The 23,195-nt window shown below is 45.2% G+C and carries 19 protein-coding genes and 1 pseudogene; 5 read left to right on the top strand and 15 right to left on the bottom strand.

Annotated features, from left to right (window positions below; all coding sequences use genetic code 11):
- Positions 1-39: 39 nt before the first annotated feature.
- Positions 40-1,449 carry a DUF3370 domain-containing protein gene (locus RIG66_RS09970; protein ID WP_446377570.1) on the bottom strand — a complete coding sequence of 470 codons (1,410 nt, stop codon included), beginning with the start codon at positions 1,447-1,449 and terminating at the stop codon, positions 40-42.
- 281 nt (positions 1,450-1,730) lie between these two features.
- Between RIG66_RS09970 and RIG66_RS09965 the strand changes: the two genes are divergently transcribed.
- A complete protein-coding gene (locus RIG66_RS09965) occupies positions 1,731-2,489 on the top strand; it encodes a hypothetical protein (RefSeq protein ID WP_446377568.1) in 759 nt (252 codons plus the stop codon).
- Between the two features lie 145 nt (positions 2,490-2,634).
- Here the strand turns inward: RIG66_RS09965 and RIG66_RS09960 are convergent, their stop codons facing one another.
- The 5 genes and pseudogenes from RIG66_RS09960 to RIG66_RS09940 all read right to left on the bottom strand — a co-directional run bounded on the left by RIG66_RS09960 (position 2,635) and on the right by RIG66_RS09940 (position 6,147).
- Entirely contained in the window at positions 2,635-3,639 is a 1,005-nt protein-coding gene (locus tag RIG66_RS09960; RefSeq protein ID WP_446377566.1) for an energy-coupling factor transporter transmembrane component T family protein, read from the bottom strand.
- A 201-nt stretch (positions 3,640-3,840) separates the two neighbouring features.
- Complete coding sequence (der, locus tag RIG66_RS09955) at positions 3,841-5,226, bottom strand: ribosome biogenesis GTPase Der (RefSeq protein ID WP_446377564.1); 1,386 nt, start codon at positions 5,224-5,226, stop codon at positions 3,841-3,843.
- Positions 5,227-5,303: 77 nt separating this feature from the next.
- Positions 5,304-5,588: pseudogene (locus RIG66_RS09950) on the bottom strand (PIN domain-containing protein); the annotation flags it as partial.
- Positions 5,579-5,794, bottom strand: a complete 216-nt coding sequence (locus tag RIG66_RS09945; RefSeq protein ID WP_446340527.1) for a hypothetical protein — start codon at positions 5,792-5,794, stop codon at positions 5,579-5,581. The gene RIG66_RS09945 and the pseudogene RIG66_RS09950, both read right to left, overlap by 10 nt.
- Positions 5,795-5,901: 107 nt before the next feature.
- Positions 5,902-6,147 (bottom strand): helix-turn-helix domain-containing protein, encoded by a 246-nt coding sequence (locus tag RIG66_RS09940; RefSeq protein ID WP_446340516.1) that lies wholly within the window; start codon positions 6,145-6,147, stop codon positions 5,902-5,904.
- A gap of 124 nt (positions 6,148-6,271) precedes the next feature.
- Between RIG66_RS09940 and RIG66_RS09935 the strand changes: the two genes are divergently transcribed.
- Both RIG66_RS09935 and RIG66_RS09930 read left to right on the top strand, forming a co-directional pair.
- The gene (locus tag RIG66_RS09935) at positions 6,272-6,526 is read left to right on the top strand and encodes a hypothetical protein (RefSeq protein ID WP_446377562.1); all 255 of its coding nucleotides are present in this window, start codon (positions 6,272-6,274) and stop codon (positions 6,524-6,526) included.
- A 304-nt stretch (positions 6,527-6,830) separates the two neighbouring features.
- Complete coding sequence (locus tag RIG66_RS09930; RefSeq protein WP_446377560.1) at positions 6,831-8,045, top strand: AAA family ATPase; 1,215 nt, start codon at positions 6,831-6,833, stop codon at positions 8,043-8,045.
- A 25-nt stretch (positions 8,046-8,070) separates the two neighbouring features.
- Here RIG66_RS09930 and RIG66_RS09925 read toward each other — a convergent pair whose 3' ends face one another.
- The 3 genes from RIG66_RS09925 to RIG66_RS09915 form a co-directional block, all read right to left on the bottom strand.
- Positions 8,071-9,132 (bottom strand): hypothetical protein, encoded by a 1,062-nt coding sequence (locus tag RIG66_RS09925; protein ID WP_446377558.1) that lies wholly within the window; start codon positions 9,130-9,132, stop codon positions 8,071-8,073.
- A gap of 99 nt (positions 9,133-9,231) precedes the next feature.
- A complete protein-coding gene (locus tag RIG66_RS09920) occupies positions 9,232-9,414 on the bottom strand; it encodes a hypothetical protein (RefSeq protein WP_446377556.1) in 183 nt (60 codons plus the stop codon).
- Positions 9,415-10,152: 738 nt separating this feature from the next.
- Positions 10,153-10,362, bottom strand: coding sequence for a Nif11-like leader peptide family natural product precursor (locus tag RIG66_RS09915; protein WP_446377554.1), 210 nt, complete (start codon positions 10,360-10,362; stop codon positions 10,153-10,155).
- Between the two features lie 174 nt (positions 10,363-10,536).
- On the opposite strand from RIG66_RS09915, the gene RIG66_RS09910 reads away from it, so the two are divergent.
- Positions 10,537-13,023 carry a substrate-binding domain-containing protein gene (locus RIG66_RS09910; protein WP_446377552.1) on the top strand — a complete coding sequence of 829 codons (2,487 nt, stop codon included), beginning with the start codon at positions 10,537-10,539 and terminating at the stop codon, positions 13,021-13,023.
- 132 nt (positions 13,024-13,155) lie between these two features.
- Here the strand turns inward: RIG66_RS09910 and RIG66_RS09905 are convergent, their stop codons facing one another.
- From RIG66_RS09905 to RIG66_RS09890, 4 genes are all read right to left on the bottom strand, one after another.
- Positions 13,156-13,599, bottom strand: coding sequence for a hypothetical protein (locus tag RIG66_RS09905; RefSeq protein WP_446377550.1), 444 nt, complete (start codon positions 13,597-13,599; stop codon positions 13,156-13,158).
- Between the two features lie 550 nt (positions 13,600-14,149).
- Complete coding sequence (locus RIG66_RS09900) at positions 14,150-15,052, bottom strand: polysaccharide deacetylase family protein (RefSeq protein ID WP_446377548.1); 903 nt, start codon at positions 15,050-15,052, stop codon at positions 14,150-14,152.
- A gap of 520 nt (positions 15,053-15,572) precedes the next feature.
- Positions 15,573-17,135, bottom strand: a complete 1,563-nt coding sequence (locus RIG66_RS09895; protein ID WP_446377547.1) for a bifunctional pantoate--beta-alanine ligase/(d)CMP kinase — start codon at positions 17,133-17,135, stop codon at positions 15,573-15,575.
- Positions 17,136-17,448: 313 nt separating this feature from the next.
- Positions 17,449-18,570: a septal ring lytic transglycosylase RlpA family protein gene (locus tag RIG66_RS09890; protein WP_446377545.1), complete on the bottom strand. Its 1,122-nt coding sequence runs from the start codon at positions 18,568-18,570 to the stop codon at positions 17,449-17,451.
- A 613-nt stretch (positions 18,571-19,183) separates the two neighbouring features.
- On the opposite strand from RIG66_RS09890, the gene purM reads away from it, so the two are divergent.
- Entirely contained in the window at positions 19,184-20,227 is a 1,044-nt protein-coding gene (gene purM / locus RIG66_RS09885) for a phosphoribosylformylglycinamidine cyclo-ligase (protein ID WP_446377543.1), read from the top strand.
- Positions 20,228-20,439: 212 nt separating this feature from the next.
- Here the strand turns inward: purM and RIG66_RS09880 are convergent, their stop codons facing one another.
- Entirely contained in the window at positions 20,440-20,694 is a 255-nt protein-coding gene (locus RIG66_RS09880; RefSeq protein ID WP_446377541.1) for a hypothetical protein, read from the bottom strand.
- A gap of 509 nt (positions 20,695-21,203) precedes the next feature.
- Positions 21,204-22,832 carry a peptide chain release factor 3 gene (gene prfC, locus RIG66_RS09875; protein WP_006106022.1) on the bottom strand — a complete coding sequence of 543 codons (1,629 nt, stop codon included), beginning with the start codon at positions 22,830-22,832 and terminating at the stop codon, positions 21,204-21,206.
- Positions 22,833-23,195 lie beyond the last annotated feature (363 nt).

The following is a 23,195-nucleotide window of genomic DNA, read 5'->3' as shown; positions in this document are numbered from 1 at the left end:
CCCCCATCTCCCCCATCTCCCCCAGCTCCCCCTGCCTTCTTAAGGCGATCGCAGAGTCCGAATAGTTAACACCTGGGGTGGGGTTGCATCTGCGGGATAGATAAAATCTACCTCAACCAAACGGCGATCGCCGGGAGGCATTTTTAGGGTTAACAATGGCTCCCCAGCTTGACCCCGATGTTGTACCAGATGAACCGAACGGGTGCGGGCTAACCCCCGGTCATCGGTGTAGCGTAGTTGTACGGTACCCCGAAAGAAGACTTGGGAATCGGGAGGATTCAAAAAGTGCAGTCTGTCAGTTTCTTCTTCTTCGTCGGGTTTCAGCGGGGTTTGAATCGCCAAGGTTACGGTTTGTGAAGCATCTGTCCGGTTAACCAAAGGCAAAGTAAGGTGATACTGCACTCCATAATTGCCATGGGCGCGATGAGCAGTATCCGGATAACGGACTTTTAGAGGCGCACTCTGTACCTGATCAGTACCTAAGGTGATAAACGGTACTGTACTTAGGGGATAGGAAAACGCTTGACCCGGTTGAGGAATACTCAGATTCGATGCACCCGGACGATCAACGACCTCAGTACGCCATTGAGAACCGACCGCCACACCTGCGACCCGACCATAGACAATCTTACCGTCCGTCTGGTTGGGTGGTGTCGGGATGCGATCGCGTGGTCCGGCTAAATTGCCTTTAAATAATAAATACCGCCATTCGTCAAGAGTTGGTGGACGATAGGGAAGTGCAGGTGTCCCTGAAGGTTTTCCATCCACTTTGCGATCAGAGTTCAGGGGTGCATACATGGCTAAACTTGCCATATAAACAGGTCGATTGGTTCGCAGACGCATCAACGTAGACCGGGAATTGCCTAACGCGATCGGTAAATTGAATACCATTTCGCTCTGTCGCGGCGGAATAACAACTTGAGAAGGAAATGAGGATTGATGCACACCACGCAAGACATCAGTCGCTACCCGTGAACCGGGACCAGAGTAGACTAAGCCAAAGGGATTATCCATATAAGGCGGTAAGTTGATAAACGGAGCATCCGGATTGGTTACATAACTTACCGCTTGCAAAATATCTAAGGTTACAGGTTGACTCCCCGCATTGTGAACCAGAACCCCTTGGTACATGGGTCGCCATTCCTCTGGCGTATTGGAGCGGGCGATATGATGAGCAAAGATATCAAAGCGTCCAGAAAGCGGGAAATTTAAATGAGCGCCAGGACTCGCTTTTCCGTAAGGGGGGAAGGTTGACAGTAAAATCCCCTCGGTTTGGATCACTTCGGGACTATTGCTATTAAAGACAGGTATCTGATCCAGTTGTCCTGGTAACGGTCGTATTTGTTGAGGTTGCACCACCAATTCCTGGGCGGGAGGAGGAGTTGGGGTTGTCGGGGGGACAGGGATAACAACTTGAGCCAGCGAGAAATTGGCGAATAGAGACAGCATGAACGAAGGGGTTTTCCAACCTCACACACACAACAACAGTTCTCAGTTTCAGCGTTTCACTCCCGTCATCAGCAATAAACTGGCAACAATGGCAGAGTGATTAAGTATAGACCGATACTAAGAACTGTAGATTTATCATCCTACCGCTTGTTATTGGTTATTGGTCATTGGTCATTTGTTAGGGAACAGGGAACAGGGAACAGGGAACAGGGAATTCAACCTGCATAAGCTGACACTACCGAGATATACGTTCCAGCGACGGCATAATTTGGATATGAACGATGACTTCCAGCTTCTACCCTAAACTGAATCGTCTGATTCTCACCGGAACCACAACCACAGTCCTAGCGACTACCTCCTTAACCAGTTTTTTTCTCGCCGCCTCAAATCCCGCACAAGCTAACCCGGAAGTTGACCTTTACACCTTATGCACAAAATTCCCCTTAAATTCGCGCTGTGAAGGCTACGAACCCCCCGTATCGCTCAAACAGCGTTCGGGTCATGAGGGACTGTGCGCTTTAACTTCTGGTGAAACGGATCTATCCGGTAAATGCAAAATCTCCCTCACTGAGGGAATCATCACCGCTTATATTGAACAAGGCGATCGCCTCGCGGTTTTGGATGATGAAAGACCAACCCAGGAAATTACTGTTGCGGCAAGTAATGTTGATACCCTAACCTATCAAGAAGGCAAAAAAGCTAACGTGGGTCGGATTATTGGTAATACCTTGCTGTTTGGCGTTCTGGGTGCCGTTTTCACAAAACCGGATAAGATTGCCCAAATAGAGGTAGGTTTCACCGGAGAATCTGATCCCGCAACGACACAGGTTTTGACCTTAGTAACCGAACGGGAATTGGGACTGACGTTAAGAAGCAATTTGGAACGATTAACGGGAATTTTCGCGGAAATTCCTGCTGAAGAGGAACCGGAAACTCAAGAAACAACAGTCGAGGATTCCGAGACTTATTCAACAGATTTAGACGAATTCTGTGAGTCTTATCCACACAATTCGCGTTGTCAGAATTCCACGGATGAATAGAGAATCGAGCGACTCAACAATCTATTTTTGATCATAAGTAAGGGCGGGTTTTGTTGTTCCGTTATCAGTAATAAGCAGATTGAGTGGCTAAACCCGCCCCTACAAATATGTGATTTCAGTCATCATTCTTTTTACCGTATCTCCATCACCCCATTCCTCCCCAAATCAGCCGCGCTACCCAAAACGGAGCTAAAGTCGCGATCGCGATCCAGTCTCCCCAGTGTAAACGCAGTTGATGCCATTGGACTCGATGCTGGTTGGGACTGGTAAAACCACGCACTGTCATGGCTTTGGCAATTTGATCGGCTCGCATGAGTAGGTTTTCTAATAACCGTTCAGTCACCATAATCCAAACTTGAGCGCTGCGGCGAACCCCTAGCTTTTTCCAGTTAATCGCCCGAGTCCGAATCGAACGAACTAAATTTTGCACTTCCTCCAAAACTAAGGGAATAAAACGCAAGGATAAGGTTAATGTCAGAGCAATTTCTGTCACTGGAATATTCAGACGCCGTAAGGGAAGCATTAGACTTTCTAACCCGGCGGTAATTTCTTCTGGGGCGGTGGTGAGCAAGTAAAGATTGGTACTATAAATTAGTGTAAAAATTACGGTACTGACTCGAACCGCTAGATCCAATGAGCGACGGGTAATTGTTACTGGACCCGCTTCTAGGAGAATATATCTGTAGTCAGTCGGTTGGGGTAAATTGGTCAGGATAATGGTTTCACTTTCAGAAGCCTCTGGAACCGATTCACGTCCGATGCCAAAGGGATTATACCAGGGTCTAGGTTGAGGCGATTCCTGTGCTGAGGTTTCAGCAGACTCAACCATGAGAATGTCCGCCTCAGGAAGCCGATACTGATGATCAACCGCCAATCCATCGGGTGCGATCGCGGTGAGAATAAAGACAAATACCGCTAGCATCAACAGCCAACCCATTTGCTGACGCCAAACCCGTAACGGAATACGGGCTGACAGGGTGAACAAAATCAATACCACAACAACTGCCAAACGGCAATAGGGATTGGCTAATAAAGGTACTGCCAAAAAGCTCATTAACCAGATAAGTTTTACCCGAGAATCCAGGTAATGGAGCCAAGTTACAGGTTGTTCCAGGTATAGCCCTAACGGGAGCGATCGCAGTAAGTCCATGGTTTGTCATTCGTCATTCGTCATTCGTCATTTGTCATACTCGCTTTCATCGAGAAGCAAGCTACGTCATTCGTTATTCGGCAAAAGGGAATGGGAAATAGGCAAAAATATGCCCTCGAAGGTTGTCAAGAATCAATGTATCCCATCTCACTCTTGTTTTGACCATTGATAAAGGACATAAGACCAAGGACAAAGGACAAATTAAACCCGAACGGCTCGATTAGCATTGCTGCTTTCAACATCGCGGACTTTCTTCCCACGCCATAATAGACGCAAGGGTGTCCCGGTAAAACCCAGTTGTTGGCGAAATTGACGCTCAATATAGCGGCGATAGTTTTCATTAAATCGTTTCGGATCATTGACAAACAGGGCAATCGTTGGGGGTTTAGTTTTAACCTGGGTGCCGTAGTAAATTTTGCCTTGGCGTCCTTGGCGGTTGGTGGGCGGGGAATGCCAGTTAATGGCTTCTGCAAGCACTTCATTAATCACAGACGTACTGACGCGACGCTGGTGTTCTGCGGCAACAGTATCGACTAAATCGAGAATTTTGTCTACTCGTTTTCCGGTTAAGGCGCTGACAAAAATCATCGGTGCCCATTCAACAAAATAGAGGCGATTTTTCAGCAGTTTTTCGTATTCATAGATCGTATAGGTATCTTTTTCAATCGCATCCCATTTGTTTACCAAGATAACCGCCGCCCGTCCGTCTTCAGCAATGCGTCCAGCAAGTTTTTGGTCTTGTTCGGTAACACCATCTAGGGCATCAACCACGAAGAGAACCACATCAGCACGGCGAATAGCTTTGAAGGCTCGATTAATGCCAAAAAATTCCGGTCCATATTCGACGTTTTTCTTCCTGCGAATGCCTGCGGTATCAATAAGACGATAGAGTTGAGATTCAGTCTCGGTTTCTGGGTTTCCGGGGCGTTCGACAATCATATCAATGGCATCGCGGGTAGTACCAGAAACGGAACTGACGATCGCACGTTTTTCTCCCGTCAGGGCATTTAATAGACTAGATTTACCCACATTCGGGCGTCCGACAATCGCCACGTTAATTTCTAAGGTATCGGGGAGTATTCCCACCGTGGGCAAATGGGTAATCAGTTGATCCAGGAGTTCCCCGGTTCCTGCACCGTGAATCCCAGAGACAGGAAAGGGTTCACCTAAACCGAGTTCCCAAAACTCAGCCGCTTGGATTAGTCCTTGTTGGGGGGATTCGCACTTGTTTACAGCCAGGACAACGGGGACAGGATGCTGGCGTAGCCAATCTGCGATCGCCTGATCAGCCGCCGTGAGACCCGCTTGACCATCGACGACTAATATAGCGGCGCTGGCTTCGCTGAGGGCTGCCATTGCCTGTTCTCGAATCAGGGGCAGAAATTCGGTATCATCATCAAAAACCAACCCCCCGGTGTCTACAATCGAGTAATCCCGGTCTTGCCAGAACGCGGGTCGATACGTGCGATCGCGGGTAACTCCCGGTTGATCATGAACTATCGCATCCATCACCCCGGCTAACCGATTGACAAGCGTTGATTTGCCCACATTCGGGCGTCCGATTACAGCAACTATTGGCAAACCCATCGTCTTTATCCCCCTTACAGATATGAAGCGTTATGCTCCAGTCTTCTATTGTAGCGAGGTTAGAGGGAGTGGCTGATTGTTGCAGCAATTATTGCATCAGGAAGTCTCAGTTTGTATTGTTTCCGAAATGTAATTGCTAAATCTTTGATATTACTCTCAAGTTCCACCACTGTAAGCTTGGCTAAGAAATCCCGAATCTGTACTTATTCATCTGAACTGAGACTAAGATAGGATAACAATTCAATTTCAGTAATCACTGACACAAAATACTGTCCTGACGGTAACGGGTTAGTTAAACGCCCCCCTAAGAAGTACAAAACTACATTCGTATCCAATACAATTAAATTCTGCGTCAATGCCACTCATCCCTCATTTGCTGCTGATACTCCAAAGGATCTTGAGTTAATTGAATCACACCTGCATACTGGTTTAAATTAAATTCTTGTTTTTGTTGTAATTGATAAGCCTCTAATAGTTGCTCAATTTTCTGCCAGTCCTGATAATCAATCAACACCGCAACAGGACGCATCGCTTCATCAGTCACAATTTTTTTATTAAAACTGAGCATAATAGTCTGCTTCATAACAACGTCTAACGTTTCTATCGTAGCTCCAAAGCCAAAACATTGTAGAGACGTTGCATGCAACGTCTCTACAATCTGGACATAACTTCCGTTCAACCTTCCTGATCACTCTTGAGGAAATCACCCACGTACAATCGGATAAATTCTGCTGCTGCATCAGGATTGAGGCTATGAAGTGCCTCAGCAATCTGCACCACGGTTTCGGCTGAGGGATCTCGATTTTCGTGAAACCAGTGAAATACAACTGAACGATCAACCTTCAAAGTTACGGCTAGCTTGTTTTGACTGATGCCGTATGTCTCCAATGCTTGTCTGAGAGCTTTTCCCGCTTTTCCCATACCTCTAATCGTGTCAGAGGATGATCCGCAAGTAAATGTTGTTGGAACTCACAACATCTGGCAGAATTGATCTAGATGTTGTTGGAACCAACAACATCGTTGGGTATAAATCAGGTGAACTCAAATGCAAGCGTACTTTGTGCCGAATGAGAATCAATTGCCCTCTGCTGAGGTTTCTATCCAGGCTTCGACTGATCCGGTTTCCGGGAAAGAATTTATTAAGGTGATGGTTATCGGTTCCCGTAAAGGGATCAACAGCATTATCAAAACCCTGCATCGCTTACGGTTTGCGGAGGTGAGGGAATGGAGTCCACCGATTCCTTATGGTGCTTCGGGAGAAATGATGAGTCTGTTGAGGCGACAGATCATGGTGGATTGAATCGTCGGTGTGATTCGTTGGCGCGATATAGCAGAAGGCAGAGGGCAGAAGGTTTATTATTGATTAAATTGAGAGGTTATCGGTAGCTATCATAGGGTACGGCAATGCCGTACCCCTACCCATCAATTATCCCTGAGATGGGGTAGGGGCACGATACCATCGTGCCCTGATATAGGTTCAAGGTTAAAATCAGACGATAATCACCTCGGCTATCGTCTGTTCTGCCAATCACAGACAGCGTTTGGCAAACTGAGGGATAAGGAAGGCGATCGCACAATCTAGAAGACTACCCATCCAATCCACTATGCCCAAACCCGCTATTCCCCGCATTGAACAACTGAGAGTCAAAAACTATCGTGCTTTGCACGATCTAGAACTAAAAAATATTACACCACTGACCGTCTTCTTAGGTCCCAATGGCAGTGGTAAATCCACCATTTTTGATATATTCGCATTTCTATCCGAATGCTTTCAATTTGGTCTACGTCGGGCTTGGGATCGACGGGGACGGTTTCGAGAATTGCGAACTCGCGGGGCGGAAGGTCCCATATCCTTTGAGTTGAAATATAGGGAACAGCCAAAAGCTCCAATCATCACCTACTACCTGGCAATTGACGAAGGTTCTCGTGGTCCTTACGTGGCTGAAGAATCTCTACAATGGCGACGAGAACAACAAGGTGCGCCATTTCAGTTTTTGAACTTTAAGGAGGGGACAGGTGAAGTCATCAGCGGTGAAATGCCGGAAAAAGAAGACGAACGTATTCCGCAACAGCTAGACTCTCCTGACATTCTCGCGGTGAATACCCTAGGACAATTCGCAAGTAATCCTCGGGTGAGCGCTCTGCGTCGATTTATCAGCGGTTGGTATCTGTCTTATCTCACTGCCGATCATACTCGTAGCACTCCCGAAGCTGGTCCTCAAGAAAGGCTCTCTGAAACAGGTGATAACCTGCCCAATGTCATTCAATATCTAAAAGAACAGTATCCTGAGCAGCTCGATCAAATTCTGACAACCCTTACTGATCGGATTCCGCGCCTAGAAAGCATTGATGCCGAGATGATGCAGGATGGGCGATTGCTCTTACAGGTCAAAGATGCCCCATTTCAAAGACCCATTTTGGCTAAATTTGCCTCAGATGGCACCCTGAAAATGTTTGCCTATTTGACTGTTCTCTATGATCCTGATCCACCTAAACTCATCGGCATTGAAGAACCAGAAAACCATCTTCACCCTCGTTTGCTACCTGAGCTAGCCGAAGAGTGCCGAACCGCTTCTGGACAAAGCCAGTTAATGGTTACAACTCACTCTCCTTACTTTGTCGATGCTCTGCGCCCAGAAGAACTTTGGGTACTCTATCGTGATGAAGAGGGCTTCACTCAGGCGAAGCGTGCTGCCGATATGCGCGGTATTCCTGAATTTATGGCTGAAGGTGCAACCCTGGGTAATCTCTGGATGGAGGGGTACTTTGAATTTGGTGATCCGCTCAAAAACCAGGGTGCCCCGAAAACTAAACTTTAGCCCAAGTTAACTATTTATTTATATCTTAACCTTGATTTTTTATATATTGTTCAATACCTTCATTATCTATACTCATTAAAACTTGTGCGTTGGCGAAAACAATAGATAAGATTACAATCATTCTTGATATATACTCGAAATCAATAAAACTATTTGATTTACCATATATACAATCAATACAAATAGCCATTTTTGCAAGACTATTTTCATTTATTTCTGGGTGTTTAATAGCACAAGATACAACTGAATTATATCTCCGAGGATTTCTTTTAACATAAAATGGCAAAGAATTACTTCTTTTATCAGTATAAAATAAATGAGCTATGTATGGATTTTTAATAGCATATCCAGCCAAGCTATCTTCTACGGGTAATTTTTCTCGCGTGTATGGTGATATTTGAGGGCTAAAACCAGCTAAAAAAAGCAATTGATTGGCGTCTTTATCTAGATAATATACACAAGCCCGGTAATTAACTTTTGAACTATCTAGAAATATATCAATAAATTCCTCTAGGTAATGTGCTATAAAATTAGCAAATTTTTGACATTTCATTAAACTATCGGCATCTGTTTGACACAAGTCATTATTGTAAGTACATAAATCATTATAGGCTGAAGACAAAAACTCCATTACGTCATTTCTTTGCTTAATATTTTTGGGAACTAATCTGTTTTCAATCTCTTCGTTGAATTTTTTATTACCTTCTTGAAGTGCTACGGCAACAAAAGGCAATGTTTCGATAATTGTCTCCCACAATGAGTCGCCAAAATTGACTTTACGCAAACGTTTAAAGCTAATCAGAAATGCATATAAACATAAAGCTAGCAATATAAACAGTATTGATACAGTTACAAAAAAGGTATAAATAGTTATTGAGTTTGTTTTTACCTTTGTTGTCTCTTGTGTTAATTCTCTAATTACTGGGATAACCCCTCCTCCTAAAATATACAAAATTCCTCTAACCTTAGGAGAACGAGCAAATGATTGATCTGAGCCTTGGTAAGACAACCAACCATCAGATACAAATATTATTCCAAATAAAACTCCCAATAAAGCAAAAGATAAAGTTGAATAATCTAGATCCATTTTTATATTTATTTTTTGGAGACATCTTTAAAAAATAAATCCATCCAATGCATATTTAGTTGGACGGATAATAGCTTTTTAATTAATCACAATTTCTAATCAATCACATTTGTTAAAAATAGAGTGTGATCTTATTTTCCGCACCATCTCTTGTGTGGCACGCGCAGCTTTATCTACCTCTTGTGGAGTGGGATTAGATATCTTTAGTGTTTTTTCTTTAAACACTCTTGCACGGTCTGGTTTGTCAATTTTTCTTTTCTTAATTAGCGTGGAATTGGTCATGATCAGGCTTTGCTCCTTATAGAAATGACAACCAAATATGGGTTATCTTCTTATAAATGAATCAGTATGAGGTTGTTGAAAACTGAATTTTACAATAACATATTACTAATGGTGATACGCATGAACTCATCTTGGGCAAATTTATATTAATTAAGACTCAACTTGATCAGCAATTATACCATAGCCTGTATGTTCTTGCAATAGTTATTAACTAAACACACATTCACCATTATATACTATAATCCAACTAAAACAGGGTGCGTACATAAGATTTATTAAAACTTTAAACTTACCTTGCCTGTGTTGACTTAACTACATTATAAAAATACCAAAACTCCGAACAACTAAGCATCCCCTACAAGTATTATTGCCAAAGTGACAATAGTATGTCTATTGACATAATCATAAATTCTTAAGGTATAACCAAAAAGGTGAAGTTGAAGTGAGAGCACTCTTTGTATCTGTAGAGCAATTATCACAATATATCTAGTAGTTAGACAATATAAAGTAACAAAGATTACATTTTTGTATTTTTGGCACAACTAATTATCCTTTTTAGAACTGTCCATCATTTAACGGAATAGCTAGGGCTTATTTAATAACTGTTGTGGTGAGGCGAGGAAACAGGGAACAAGGAACAGGTAAAAGCAGTCCCTCGAACCATGTCCTCGAATGAAGTGAAAAAGAAGTAAAAGGTCAATGTATTGAATATCATTTTTACGAATTACGAATAAACCCTTATAATCCAGGAATTTCTGACAATTTGCCCTCGACTTCTTCAACCGAAAATCCCGTCATTTCTTGCCATTCTTCCACAGTAAAGTCATACCCCCGTTCTTTTGCCATTTTAATAAAGGCGTCTACGTTGGGGGCAGCTCTGAGTTCCTCTCTTAAAGCCGGGTTCGCTTGAGCATCTCGAAACAGCTTCGCCACTTGCTCCTTTGCCATTCCTGGTAACTCCTAATTTGACCAAATAATGCTACACTAGCAGACTTCCGACTCTAGGAAAAGCAAATTTTGTTAAATTTCTCAACGCTTTGGGAAACCACCGCTTAGACTGACACCGTGCTTATGGCAGGATAGCAATACACAGCTTAACAAGGCTTGGCAGGAGCAGCAGTTATGGTTAAGGGTAACCCAAAAGGATTTCTGGGACGCTTATTTCAACAATTTCGCAGCGTTGAAGGAAGTCGGATTTTCCATCGCTTCAAGACGATCCCAGGTCGCTTTCGAGCTATCCTACTGCGGTTCGTCCCAGCGCGGTTACTTTGGTTATTTCCATTCCTGCAAGATGAACTGAAACAGCGTGCGCCGAGTTTAGATGAACTCAAAGATCGCATGGCGGGTAAAACGAAACCCGGTGAAGGATTAGAAGCCGAAGGTGGCGTGGTGACAGAAGTCGTCGTTCCACCAGGGGTAAAGTCCCTCTATCCGGAGTATCGCTGTGTTCGGGGAAATCCCCTTTACTGTGAATGGGTGCAACAAACCCTGCTCGAACAACCCGGTGCCAACTATTGTACTCAATGTGGATTTCCGACGCTGTTACCGCCAGAAACCAAAATTCGCGGACGTCGGGGAACCTATCAAATTGAAGGCTTCCTCAAAAATCGGGGTAGAGGTCGTCTTTATCAAGCCCTGCAACTCCCGACTCGTCAACCTGTGGTAATCAGGGAATACCTGTTACCCGATCGCTATTTTAATTTCCAAGAAAGTCAGTTACGCAAAGAAGCCTTTGTCAATCTCGCTGGCGTCACCTTGGCTGATGGGCGGGTGCAAGACTTTCGCCTCGTCTCTCCGTGGGACGCGATCGCAGATCCCCGGTTTGAACGCTGCTATTTAGTCAGCCAGGGGATCTTAGATACCTATCCTACCTTAGCCAGTTACGTGGCAGAAACTGGGGCGATGACCAGTTATCAGGTGCGACAAATCCTGGAACAAGTTTTGCAAAGTTTAGAATTTCTCCATGGACAAAAATTTCGTCTCCCGTCGGGTTTAGTCCAAGAGGGACTCACCGATGGCAATATCAGTTTAGATAGTTTACTGATTGTTCCCACTTTCCAAGGCTTTTTTATCTATTTGTGTGACCTCCTCTTGTGGGAAGGACGATTTGATCCGCCCTTACTCGAACGTCCTTTGTTATCTGCTAAAAAGGATTTACAAGACTTGGGGTATGTGGCATTTTATCTTTTAAACGGCGGTACTCATGATCCGGTTACGCTTCAACCCTTTAATCCCCGGATTACCAAGCATTGGCCCCTAATCCAACCCGTGTTTAAAGACTATATTTTATCCCTAATTGGCATTGGTACCTCATCCTTTGAAACCGCCGAAATTGCCCGCCGTGCTTTATTACAATTGCCCCCTGAACCGCAAATTATCCCACCCTTCTCCCAACCCGTAGCTGAAACCGAGGCGAAAAAAAAGAAAAGACGATGGTGGCGTCCTCGCTTATTATGGCTGCTGTTGGCGCTGCTGTTGTTAGGATTATTAATCTGGTGGCTATTCGGCAGAAATCAACCCCAAACCGCGATGGAAACTGAACCATTTCCCTGCTGTATTGAACAAGTATCCGGGATTCCCACAGGAACGTTTACCTATACAGCAGAAGCATACGGAGCGTGGGATTATATTTTGGAGCAACCCAATTTAATTGCCAAGGATACCACCTTGGCGGGTGAATTATACCAGCGTCAACCGAAATTAGAGTTAAACTATCAACCTGTACCCTCTTGGACAGACGCGATCGCACAGGTTCGGGAGGAGGAGGCGGAGTTTGCGATCGCGACTCCCATTAATCGGTTAGGATTTGCCTTAGACACAGAAGAAGTGGCTCATGATGGCTTAGTTGTCTTTGTCGCCTTCAGTTATGCACAACGGGAAAACAGCTTACCCGCCGCCTTAAATGGGCAAATTAGCTTTGAGCAATTACGCTTACTCTACACCGGAGAAATTACCAATTGGCAAGAATTAGGAGGACCCGATCTCCCGGTTCAACTCTATGTTCCTCCCAGTGATCAAGCCATTGAACTGTTTAAGCAGCGGGTTCTGCAAGAGGATACGAATACGAGTAATATTGCCGAATTTGAAGCACTTCTGCAACAAAGTAACCAACCGAGTCGCTCATTTGCCAATTTAGGTCGTCCGCCGATTATCCGCACCCAAACCTTTGAGACACTGCGACAAGTAATTCGGGATTTTGAGGGGCGAAACATTGGCGCGATCGGATTTGATTCTTTGAGTAAAGTATTAGGGCAATGTTCAGTCTATCCCCTAGCCATCGTGGACGGAGAAAATGATGCGATTTCCCCCTTAGTACAAGATAACCGACAACCGATTACTCCGAACACAGATTTATGTAATGCTAAAGGGAGTTATGGAGCCAATGTGGAGGCATTTATTAGCCAAACCTATCCCTTAGCCTATCCCTTAGCTGTTATTTATCCGAGAGATAATAGCCGTCCCCCCATTGGCACAAAGTTTGCTGAAATTCTCAGAACTGAACAGGCGCAATGTTTATTGTCTAAAACCGGATTAGTCCCACTGCGACCCTATCTGGATTCTACATTCTGTACTCAGGAATTAGAAAGCGCTGAACCTGATAACGGATGAATAAGTTGAGCAAATTAATCGCTCTTGGTCGGAAATCACCACAACTGAGGTACAGTTTTAAGCAAGATCCCCGACTTCTTGGAGGAGTCAGGGATCTGTCTGTGTACCTCACTTACTTGAAGGCTATCTGAATCAAACAGAGATTTTTGAAGCAAATTCTTCCAGGGTTGCCCATTCATTATCTATCTCCCTAGAGGATGTTAAGGAAATGAAGAACCCTTCTATCTCCTTCCAAGCAGACTCCTGGAATTGAGGAACATTATCGGGTATGTTGATAGTCTCTTGATCCTCATAAAACGGGAATTGGCTGAAGTGAGTGCTATCGTATAACCGATACTTTAGGTTATTTGCCGCCGCCTGTTTTTTCTCTAAGGTTACTAGACTGTGGTTTATCGTCTCCACTGTTTCTTGCTGTCCATCACGTTGGATTCTAGCTACTTCGGCAATTGTTTGGTAATCTTTTAAGCCCTCACGAGAATAAAATGTTAACCCTACAGTTTCGGAATTTTGCTCCTGTTGAATCATCTCGTTAAAATTGGCTCGAATGACCTGGCGAATTCTATAGAATAATTCCATTTCTCAACTCCCTTGCTATGAGTGGCACTGCTTTTAGGTGCTAGTTGTTTACATTTCTTTACCCATTATGTTAAATCTACCTAAAAATAATTTTGTGTTTACAAACTCTTCACAAAAGTCGCTTGTCATTTGTCATACTCGCTTCGCGAGAAGCAAGCTACGTCATTCGTCAGTAGTGAGGGCTAAAGCCCTCTCCAGCTATGCGTTAAAGCACTAAAGTTATACTCGTAGGGTGCGTTAGGCAAATTTCGGGATTAACAGTTATTAATTCCGAACATAAGTACGCCGTAACGCACCAGATTTAATCAAGCCACCCAGAATGTGCTAATAACCATTGATATTGTTGGGCAAAAGCATCATTCTTGTCAGGAAAAATTGAGTAAAGGGCGACCCGATCAAGTTGAATGAACACCGTTGTGAATTTGTGTAAGCGGGTCGCCCCTAAAGGATAACCCAAGGTGATATATTCTCAATTAAATACTTAGTTAAGGTGCGTTACGCTACGCTAACACACCCTACATATAAATCCTTTGCGTAAATCCTATTAGTATTAATCTGGCATATCCAATAATTCTGGCACGGTGACAAATTGATAACCACGCTGTTTCAGTTCAGTAATCAACTTTGGTAAAGCTTCTACTGTTTTAGAGCGATCGCCCCCGCCATCGTGCAGTAAAATAATACCACCCGGTTGCGCGTCTTCAAGAGCGTTATCGATTAATTTTGGCACAGTGATCCGGCGACTTTGCCAATCTTTTGTATCGGCTGACCACATAATTACAGCATATTTATTTTGGTGAGCATAGCTCACTAAGCCGTTATTTAAAATGCCAGCAGGCGGTCTAAATAACGCCGTTTTGACGCCAGTGAGTTGATGAATTAAAGTGGCGGTTGTCTCCAGTTCCTGTGCCGCCGCCGATGGACTGTACTGATGATAGTGATGATTCCAAGTATGATTACCAATGGCATGACCTTCAGCCACAATTTGTTTCATAACCTGGGGATGATTCTTAACCGTCTTACCGACAACAAAAAAGGTGGCTTTGATATTTTCTCGTTTGAGAATGTCTAAAACTTGGGGGGTTGTCTGGGATGAAGGTCCATCATCAAACGTGAGGGCAATCACTTTAGCCTTATCCTTGAGGACACGAGAATGAAGGGTTTTGCCTTGAAATTCTACTGGCACAGAAAAAGTTAAGCGTTTGGCTTCTTCCTCTGCCAAGTGAACCAACATTTTTTCATAGATATCTTTTTCATCTCCAATTAAACCATTGATTTGCAAACTCTGGGAATTAGAGCGTTCTTGTTGGTTCAATTTAGGACTAGGAATCGTTAGCTTTGGGTTAACTGAACGAGCAACGGATACACTCAAACTTGCAATAAAACCAAGTGTGGCAGCGATTAAACTAATGGATAATCTGTACTGCCAAACTAACTGACAAGGGTTTGCCACCTTTAATCTCCTTCACTCCTCTGAATACACAGGCGGCACGTCATGGTTGTTTATTTTTAGATTATTCTTGTTGCAGAATAATCCAAGCGGCGGGTTAATCTATCGCCAGACATAAATGTCTAAGCGTAGATCAACCCGCTTGATAAATTCTGATGCTAAACCCTGCGTCTCAATCGCTAAACGCAACCATTCCTAGGGATATTCAGTTCGCTGTAGGGCAACTGGATACCGAAATCCGCCTTAGTGTTAATGATTCTTTTGTTAGTTACGACGCAAATGGCAGTATATCCGGGATATTTTGTAAAAGGGTAGAGAGTAGAAGCTGACGGGGTATGGTTGGGACTTAAGGGTACTAAGTGGGTATGGCGTGTAGGGTGTAGGGTGTAGGGTGTTTGTTCAAAATTGAACGCCAGCTTTGAGAACACCACTCCAGTAATCGAATTTGGTATCAAAATTCGCCCTGTCTGAGGTTTAAGGACGAAAACTATTTAATCCATGAAATGTCTGGATGAGCAGGCTTTTATCCTTGAGGTAACGATGATGCTTTTTTATGGTATAAACTGATAATCTTATCAGTGACCTCAGGAATTGTGAAACCATCCGTATTGATTTCGATCGCGTCAGCAGCTTGGCGCAGGGGAGCTAAGGTACGAGTGCTGTCACGCTGGTCTCGTAATTGAATATCCGCCTCTAGCTGTTCTAAACTGACAGTACCTTGGTCTTCGCCTTGGAGATCTTGCAGGCGTCGGCGTGCCCGTTCTTGAACCGAGGCGGTGAGAAAAATTTTCAGTTCGGCGTCTGGGAAAACATGAGTCCCGATATCTCGCCCTTCAGCGACAACACCACCTTTAGACGCCCAGCGCTGTTGCTGTTTGACTAATTCGTGACGTACAACCGGGAGCGCCGCGATCGCAGAAACATTGGCGGTAACCTCTAACGAGCGAATCGCCTGGGTGACTTCTTTGCCATCAATCCACACTCTCAGGCTTTGCGGTTGGGAACCACTACTGATCAAGGATATTTGACATTGACTCACCAATTCCGCGATCGCAGGTTCATCAGTAAAATCAATTCCAGCTTGCAGCACTCGCCACGTCACCGCCCGATACATGGCTCCCGTATCCAGATACATTAAGCCTAATTGCTGCGCCACTAACCGAGTCACCGTGGATTTACCCGCCCCCGCCGGTCCATCAATAGCAATAATCGGTTGGCGATTTCGCAGCATAATATTATCAATTAATCGAGTTGAACCCAGACGAGCCGCGATCGCGAGTAATCCTTGATCTTCTACTTGTTCTAGGGGAGTCAGAGTAGTGGGATGGACTAATTCAATGTACTCGACTTGAATCTCCTCTATCAAGCTGAGTTCTGAGGTAACAGCAGCAATTAAGGCGGTGCGATCACGCTCCCCAGCTTTGAACACATTTTGGGCATTTTGTAAACCCTTGTAGAGAATCGGAGCTTGTGCCTTTTGTGCTGACGTTAAATACTGATTACGAGAACTATAGGCAAGATCTGACGGCTCACGGGCGATCGGACAAGAGACGATAGTGACAGGCAAATTCAGATCCGCGACCAAACGGCGAATAATCGCCAATTGTTGAGCATCCTTTTGACCAAAATAAGCGCGATCGGGTTGAACTAGATTTAATAACTTAGTCACCACCGTCGCCACCCCCTGAAAATGACCCGGACGAGAATGACCACATAATATAGAAGTCATGGCTGGTGGGGGCATAACTTGAGTGAACTCCGTCGGGGTGCCTGAATCGGATGGGTCATCGCCATACAACTCCACGGCTGTGGGCGCAAAAATCACATCAACTCCCGCTTGTTCACAAAAGCGTTGATCCTCCTCCAACGGACGCGGGTATTGCTGCAAATCTTCCCCAGGTCCAAACTGGAGTGGATTGACAAAAATGCTGACAACGACAATAGCATTTTCGCGTCTTGCCCGCTCGATTAAGCTCAAGTGACCAGGGTGCAACGCCCCCATCGTCGGTACTAAACCGACGGTTTTTTGGGTTCGATGACGTTCTAGGTGGCAGCGCAATCCCGCGATTGTCGTAAACAGACGCATGAGAGTTTAGTGATTGGATTTTAGATCGATGTTAGCAATTGTCATTGGTCATTGGTCATTGGTCATTCGTCATTCGTCCAAGAATTTATGAACTTTGTAGGGGCGACCCGCTTGCACTAATGAACAACTCCAGTTCACTCAATTGGGTCGGGTCGCCCTTTCCTCTTAGACGCGCCATGGCACGTCTGGAACATTCACAACCTTGTCTGACTAGGGAAGCGATCGGTCAGGGCGGGTTTTGCAGAAACGTTACCATCAATAGCCACGCATCAATTTCCTAAACCCGCCCCTACACACTCAAACTATTCCCTAGCTAGTTATCTAAAACCTCAATCCGTACAGGTGCCACACCCGTCCTAATCAATCCTAGGACTCTGGCGGCGGCGGCAGAAAGGTCAATGACTCGCCCTCTGGTATAGGGTCCTCGGTCATTAATCCGCACGATAACGGAACGACCATTATTTAAGTTGGTGACTCGCACGTTAGTACCAAAGGGTAAGCTGCGATGAGCGGCGGTTAGGGCGTTTTGATTAAATCGCTCACCACTGGCGCTGCGGTTTCCATGAAAGCCAGGACCATACCAGGAGGCAATACCCTTAACCTGGAAACGTACTGGACCCAGAGCAACTTGGGCAATTGTCTGGGCTTTGGGTTTGCCCTCAATTTCGCGTATGGGGGGAGCATCACCCATCAAGCGTCGCAGTCTGTTCGTGGCTTGTCGGGCATCTTCGGTTAGGTTTTCGGTGGTATCGGGCAGAATGGTGTTTTCGTTAACTTGCACCAACTCCTGGTCGTTTACCTGGATGCTGTAGCAGTTACACGACTCATTCCAACGAACTGCGATCGCGTCTGCATCAATATTATCCCGATGCAGTTGATTGAGTTGAGCCGCAACCGCTGTCGCCCGCCCTACGGCATCATCTGGATTGGCATTACTGGACGAGGTGACACTGGGCGAGGCAATATTATCCAGTTGGTCTGCCTCTGAGGATTGATAACCAGACACCGTTTTTGATGAGGAATACTCGGCTTCAGCGTCATTTCCCAGAGCCACTTCTCCCACTTTGGTGTCATTATTAGCAGTTGCAGGAGAACCTAAGAACGTCAGGACAGGGATGTCGCGCACATAAAGAGTAGCCGCCTGACGCCCATCGAGTGAATAGGCATGAATTTTAGCAATGATTTCTTCTGCTTCCCCAACTTGAGCCGTTGGGGATTGAAATTCTCCCACTTTTACCACCTCTGGCGGCTGAGGGGTTGGTTGAGAGGAGGTGGAGGGAGTTGTTTGCCGAGAGTGTAGCGCTGGAGCGAGAGTCAAGTTGCCCTCAGAACCTTGGTCAACTGCCTGAGCTTGGTTAGCCGGATGGAATATCACTGTGCTGAGGGCTGTGGTTAAGACGGTAACAGTGAGACCACTCAAAATTCGCTGATTCATAAGCCTAGATCAAAAGCCTCTAGAATTCTACGTTTAGGGTTATGGATGGTGATGCAAGAGGATTAAGAAAAACCGTCTGTAACTCATACTCATTTCGATTTCGCTCTATTTTTATGGAACTGACACAGACTAACACGAAGTTTTGGGTTTGGGGATCAGTGATTTTTGGGAATCAGCGATAAGATTTTCAAAAGTGCGATATCATATAATTTGCCCTAAAGCTTGATATGACAAGGATTTCCCGCTTTTACCCCTCTCAGGGAATTGACGAGATTCTTAACAAAACTTTACAATAGAGACAACAAACCTCGACCGTCGCGGCGAAGGTTTTCCATCAATGCTGTAGGGGCGGGTTTTACCGATAACGTTTTGGCTCTAGGCTTTGCCGGGATCAACCTGTAAAATATCCAAGGGAGGAAAACAAAGGACACCCTCACAACTTTGGTTGGGGCGGGTTGATTCACATCAAGGTGGCAAAAAAACGATAATAGTGAAACCCGCCCCTACATTCCTCGGTGGGAACGGGTTGAGTCACATCAAGGTGGCAAAAAAATGATAATAGTGAAATCCGCCCCTACATTCGGAAAAATTCTTTCATTCCTAGTGCTATCCCATGGATTATCGAGAAGCTGGTGTTGATATCGAAGTAGGTCGAGCGTTTGTACAGCAAATTAGAGGGCTAGTCCAAAGCACCCATCGACCGGAAGTTTTAGGTGGACTCGGTGGCTTTAATGGTTGCTTCCAGTTACCGATGGGATATCGCGAACCCGTTTTAGTGTCGGGAACGGATGGAGTAGGGACAAAGCTGAAACTGGCTCATGAGTTGAATCGTCACGACACCGTTGGTATTGACTTAGTTGCCATGTGTGTCAACGATGTCTTGACATCTGGCGCACAACCCCTATTTTTTTTGGACTATTTAGCCACAGGAAAACTGAATCAAGAACAACTCACTCAGGTGGTAGCGGGTATTGCTCAGGGATGTCGTCTGGCTGGCTGTGCGTTGTTGGGAGGAGAAACCGCAGAAATGCCCGGTTTTTATCAACCGGGAGAGTATGACATTGCTGGCTTTTGCGTGGGGATTGTGGAAAAAAGCGAAATTTTAGACGGTTCTCAGGTGCAATTGGGAGATGTGGCGATTGGTTTAGCCAGTCAGGGGGTTCACAGTAATGGGTTTAGTTTAGTCCGCAAAATTGTTAGCGACTCGGTTAACCAGGAATCGCCGTTCAGTTGGGATAGCTGTCCCGATTTACTGGGAGGTCAACGTTTAGGAGACGTGCTGCTGACACCGACTCAAATTTACGTGAAACCAATTCTAGATGCGCTACAAGCTGGGATTGAAATTCATGGTATGGCTCACATTACGGGTGGCGGTTTACCAGAGAATTTACCTCGGTGTTTAGGTCAAGGGCAATCGGTACAGATTGAGCCGAATAGCTGGGAGATTTTACCTATTTTTCAATGGCTCGCTGAGGCGGGTCAAGTGAGTCGAAAAGAGATGTTTAATACGTTCAATATGGGGATTGGGTTTGTCGTGTTGGTGTCATCCGTTCAAGCGGAAAAAACCTGTCGTTGGTTTGAATCTCAAGGCGTTACGGCTTATCAGATTGGGGAAGTAATTGAAGGTTCGGGGGAAGTGGTTGGTCTATCGAGTTAATTAGTAATTACAGCGGTTTTCAAGTTTAAGGGAGTTTAAGGGCACGATAGTATCGTGCCCCTACCTAATACCTGAGCTATGGTAAGGGGTAGGAACACGGCATTGCCGTGCCCTCATTCGTCGTCAATATAGCAGTCACCAAGAGCATAAGGACATCCGATGGATGCCGTTTATTCGTGCCGTTTATTCGTTTCGATACCCGCCGACTTGTCCTAACCCTTGTGGCGGTTGCTATACTTACGGCGTTGTTCGTCAGCAAACTCTTGGAAAGAGCGAAATTGACCCGCCTCAAAATCATCTAAACCTTGCTGAATGCCTTTAATAGCTTCCTCTGAATCTTGTTCTTCCCACTCTAAAACACGAGCCAGTAATTCAGATGCAACAAGACCAACATCTTGACCTTGACGAGCGGCTTTGTCACGCAGTAGCGCTTCTAACTCTGGGTTGAGGGTTACAACAATTGCCATAAAGCGACATCCTTAATTGAATTCTTGTGGAGCTAAATTGCTTAACGACTAGCTATAGTTTTATGTGATAAATTTTATTTTGTATCGTTTGATTTTAAACGGTTGTTGTAATCCAATTGGTAGACTAACTTTAAAAGCCATTATCTCATAACTCAATTCTTAATACTATCATTTTTCTATAAGGTTAAGATGCCCGCTCCAGATTTTCGTAATCATTACGTATTCCACCGCGAAGTCTGGAATGTGGGATCAAATGTTGTCATAGATAGCATCTGTTTCGCTGTATCCGGAAAAGAATTGCTGGGCTGTAAATTGTGACCATGTTGTCGTTATTTCAGTAAACTCAGTCTCAACCTCAGTCCGCGCAGGCGGACTTGGTTTTTGTAGCTGCGAATTCCATTCGTCATCGTTTTTTTCTTGGTTGTAATTGCTATAAAAATTGTGCATTGGTGTGATAAAGCTTATAAAATTATTCCCCTCTCCTCGCCGGAGAGGGGTTAGGGGAGAGGTCACAACGAATCAGGTTCCTGTCCCGACGCCACAGGTGCTGTGGCATTCAACTGCAACTCTGGATGATCCCCAATCACCTGCTGTAAATTCCACTCATTCTTAAACAACAAAACTGGACGCCCCCAGTTATCTTTCACCACCGCCGTATTAAACAACCGTCCCGCTTTCTCTAAGGCTTGCCAACCCCCAGCTACCCAACGGGCAACACTATAGGGCAACATATCTAATAGCGTTTCTACGCCATATTCATTCTGTAAGCGGAACTGTACCACCTCAAATTGCAACTGTCCCACGGCGGCTAAAATTGGGTCGCGCTTGGACTCATCCACAGAATACATAATCTGTATCGCCCCTTCTTCGCGCAACTCAGTCACCCCTTTGTGGAATTGCTTAAATTTAGAAGGATTGGGATTTTTCAAATAGGCAAATAATTCCGGAGAAAAGCAGGGAATTCCTTCATACTCCAAACGTTTACCATTGTAAATCGTATCCCCGATCGCAAACACTCCTGGATTATTTAAGCCAATCACATCCCCTGGATATGCCACATCCAGAGATTCCCTCCCTTGGGCAAATAACTTCTGAGGTCTTGACAACCGTACCGTTTTACCAGTCCGCGCATGGTTCACGGTCATGTCCTTGTCAAATCGACCTGTACAAACCCGGACAAATGCCACTCTATCTCGGTGCTTGGGGTCCATATTCGCTTGCAGCTTAAACACAAATCCGCTGAAGTCTGGATAGGTTGGCGGCATTTCCCCCTCGGTAGACTTGTAGGCTTCGGGTTGCATGGCGTACTCTAAAAAGGCATCCAAAAACAGCTTGACGCCAAAATTGGTCATAGCACTACCAAAGAACACAGGCGTCATCTGACCCTGATGCACCAACTCTAAATCTAAATCGGGTCCAATCCCCTCAATCAGTTCTAACTCTTCTTTCAACTGATAATACAGGTCTTGATCCAGCAATTTTTCAATCCGGGAATCCCCCAAATCGATTACCGTATCTCCCGCTTCCTTACTCCCATGTGCCGTGCGTTCAAATAGGTGAATTTGCCGCAGACGGCGGTCAAATACGCCCTTAAACCGATCGCCCATGCCAATGGGCCAATTCACGGCATACGTCTGTAACCCTAACTCCTGCTCAATTTCATCCAACAGTTCCAAGGGTTCCCGCGCCGGACGATCCATCTTGTTCATAAATGTGAAAATCGGTAGCGATCGCATCCGACAGACTTCAAATAACTTGCGCGTCTGTGGTTCCAACCCCTTCGCCGCATCCACCAGCATCACTGCATTATCCGCCGCCGCTAATGTGCGATAGGTATCTTCACTAAAATCCTGGTGTCCCGGCGTGTCCAGCAAATTAATCTGGCGATTCCTGTACGCGAACTGCAACACCGTCGAGGTAATCGAAATTCCCCGTTGTTGTTCCATCGCCATCCAGTCCGACGTTGCCTTACGCTGCGCCCGTCGTGCTTTCACCGCCCCGGCTTCATGAATCGCACCTCCATATAGCAACAGCTTCTCGGTTAGCGTCGTCTTCCCCGCGTCAGGGTGGGAAATAATCGCAAAATTCCGTCGGTGTTCAACCGCCGTTTGCAGTTCAGCCTTAAGTTCAGTGGACATTCAAAACGCCTAATTACGGAACACTCAGCCTTCCATTATAGAAGTTGAGATCCTGGGTCGGTTGGCTTGAGTTAGTATTTTCTATATCCTCAGTCATAAATTGTCAAGATTTTTTTATCAAAATTAACCCTATAGGTTATAACCCTAGAAGGTGTAGTTTCTGCTAATTTTGGGGAATACTGAAATTAGCGCCTTTTGAGTCAATCCAATTGCTTCAGGTTCAAACGTTAACAGGGTGAGAACTTTCTCCTTATTTCCTGGTTAGAGGGTTACATCCTCCACCATCAAAAATCAGGGTTAGTAAGGGGTAACAAGGAGGCGTGGGGTTCCTGACTGTATGCTGAGTCATAGTTCACGGTTTCA

This window comes from Coleofasciculus sp. E2-BRE-01, from assembly GCF_040221695.1.
GTDB lineage: Bacteria > Cyanobacteriota > Cyanobacteriia > Cyanobacteriales > Coleofasciculaceae > Coleofasciculus.
Note: the sequence above shows the minus strand (reverse complement) of the source record. Positions and strands in the feature narration are given on the sequence as shown.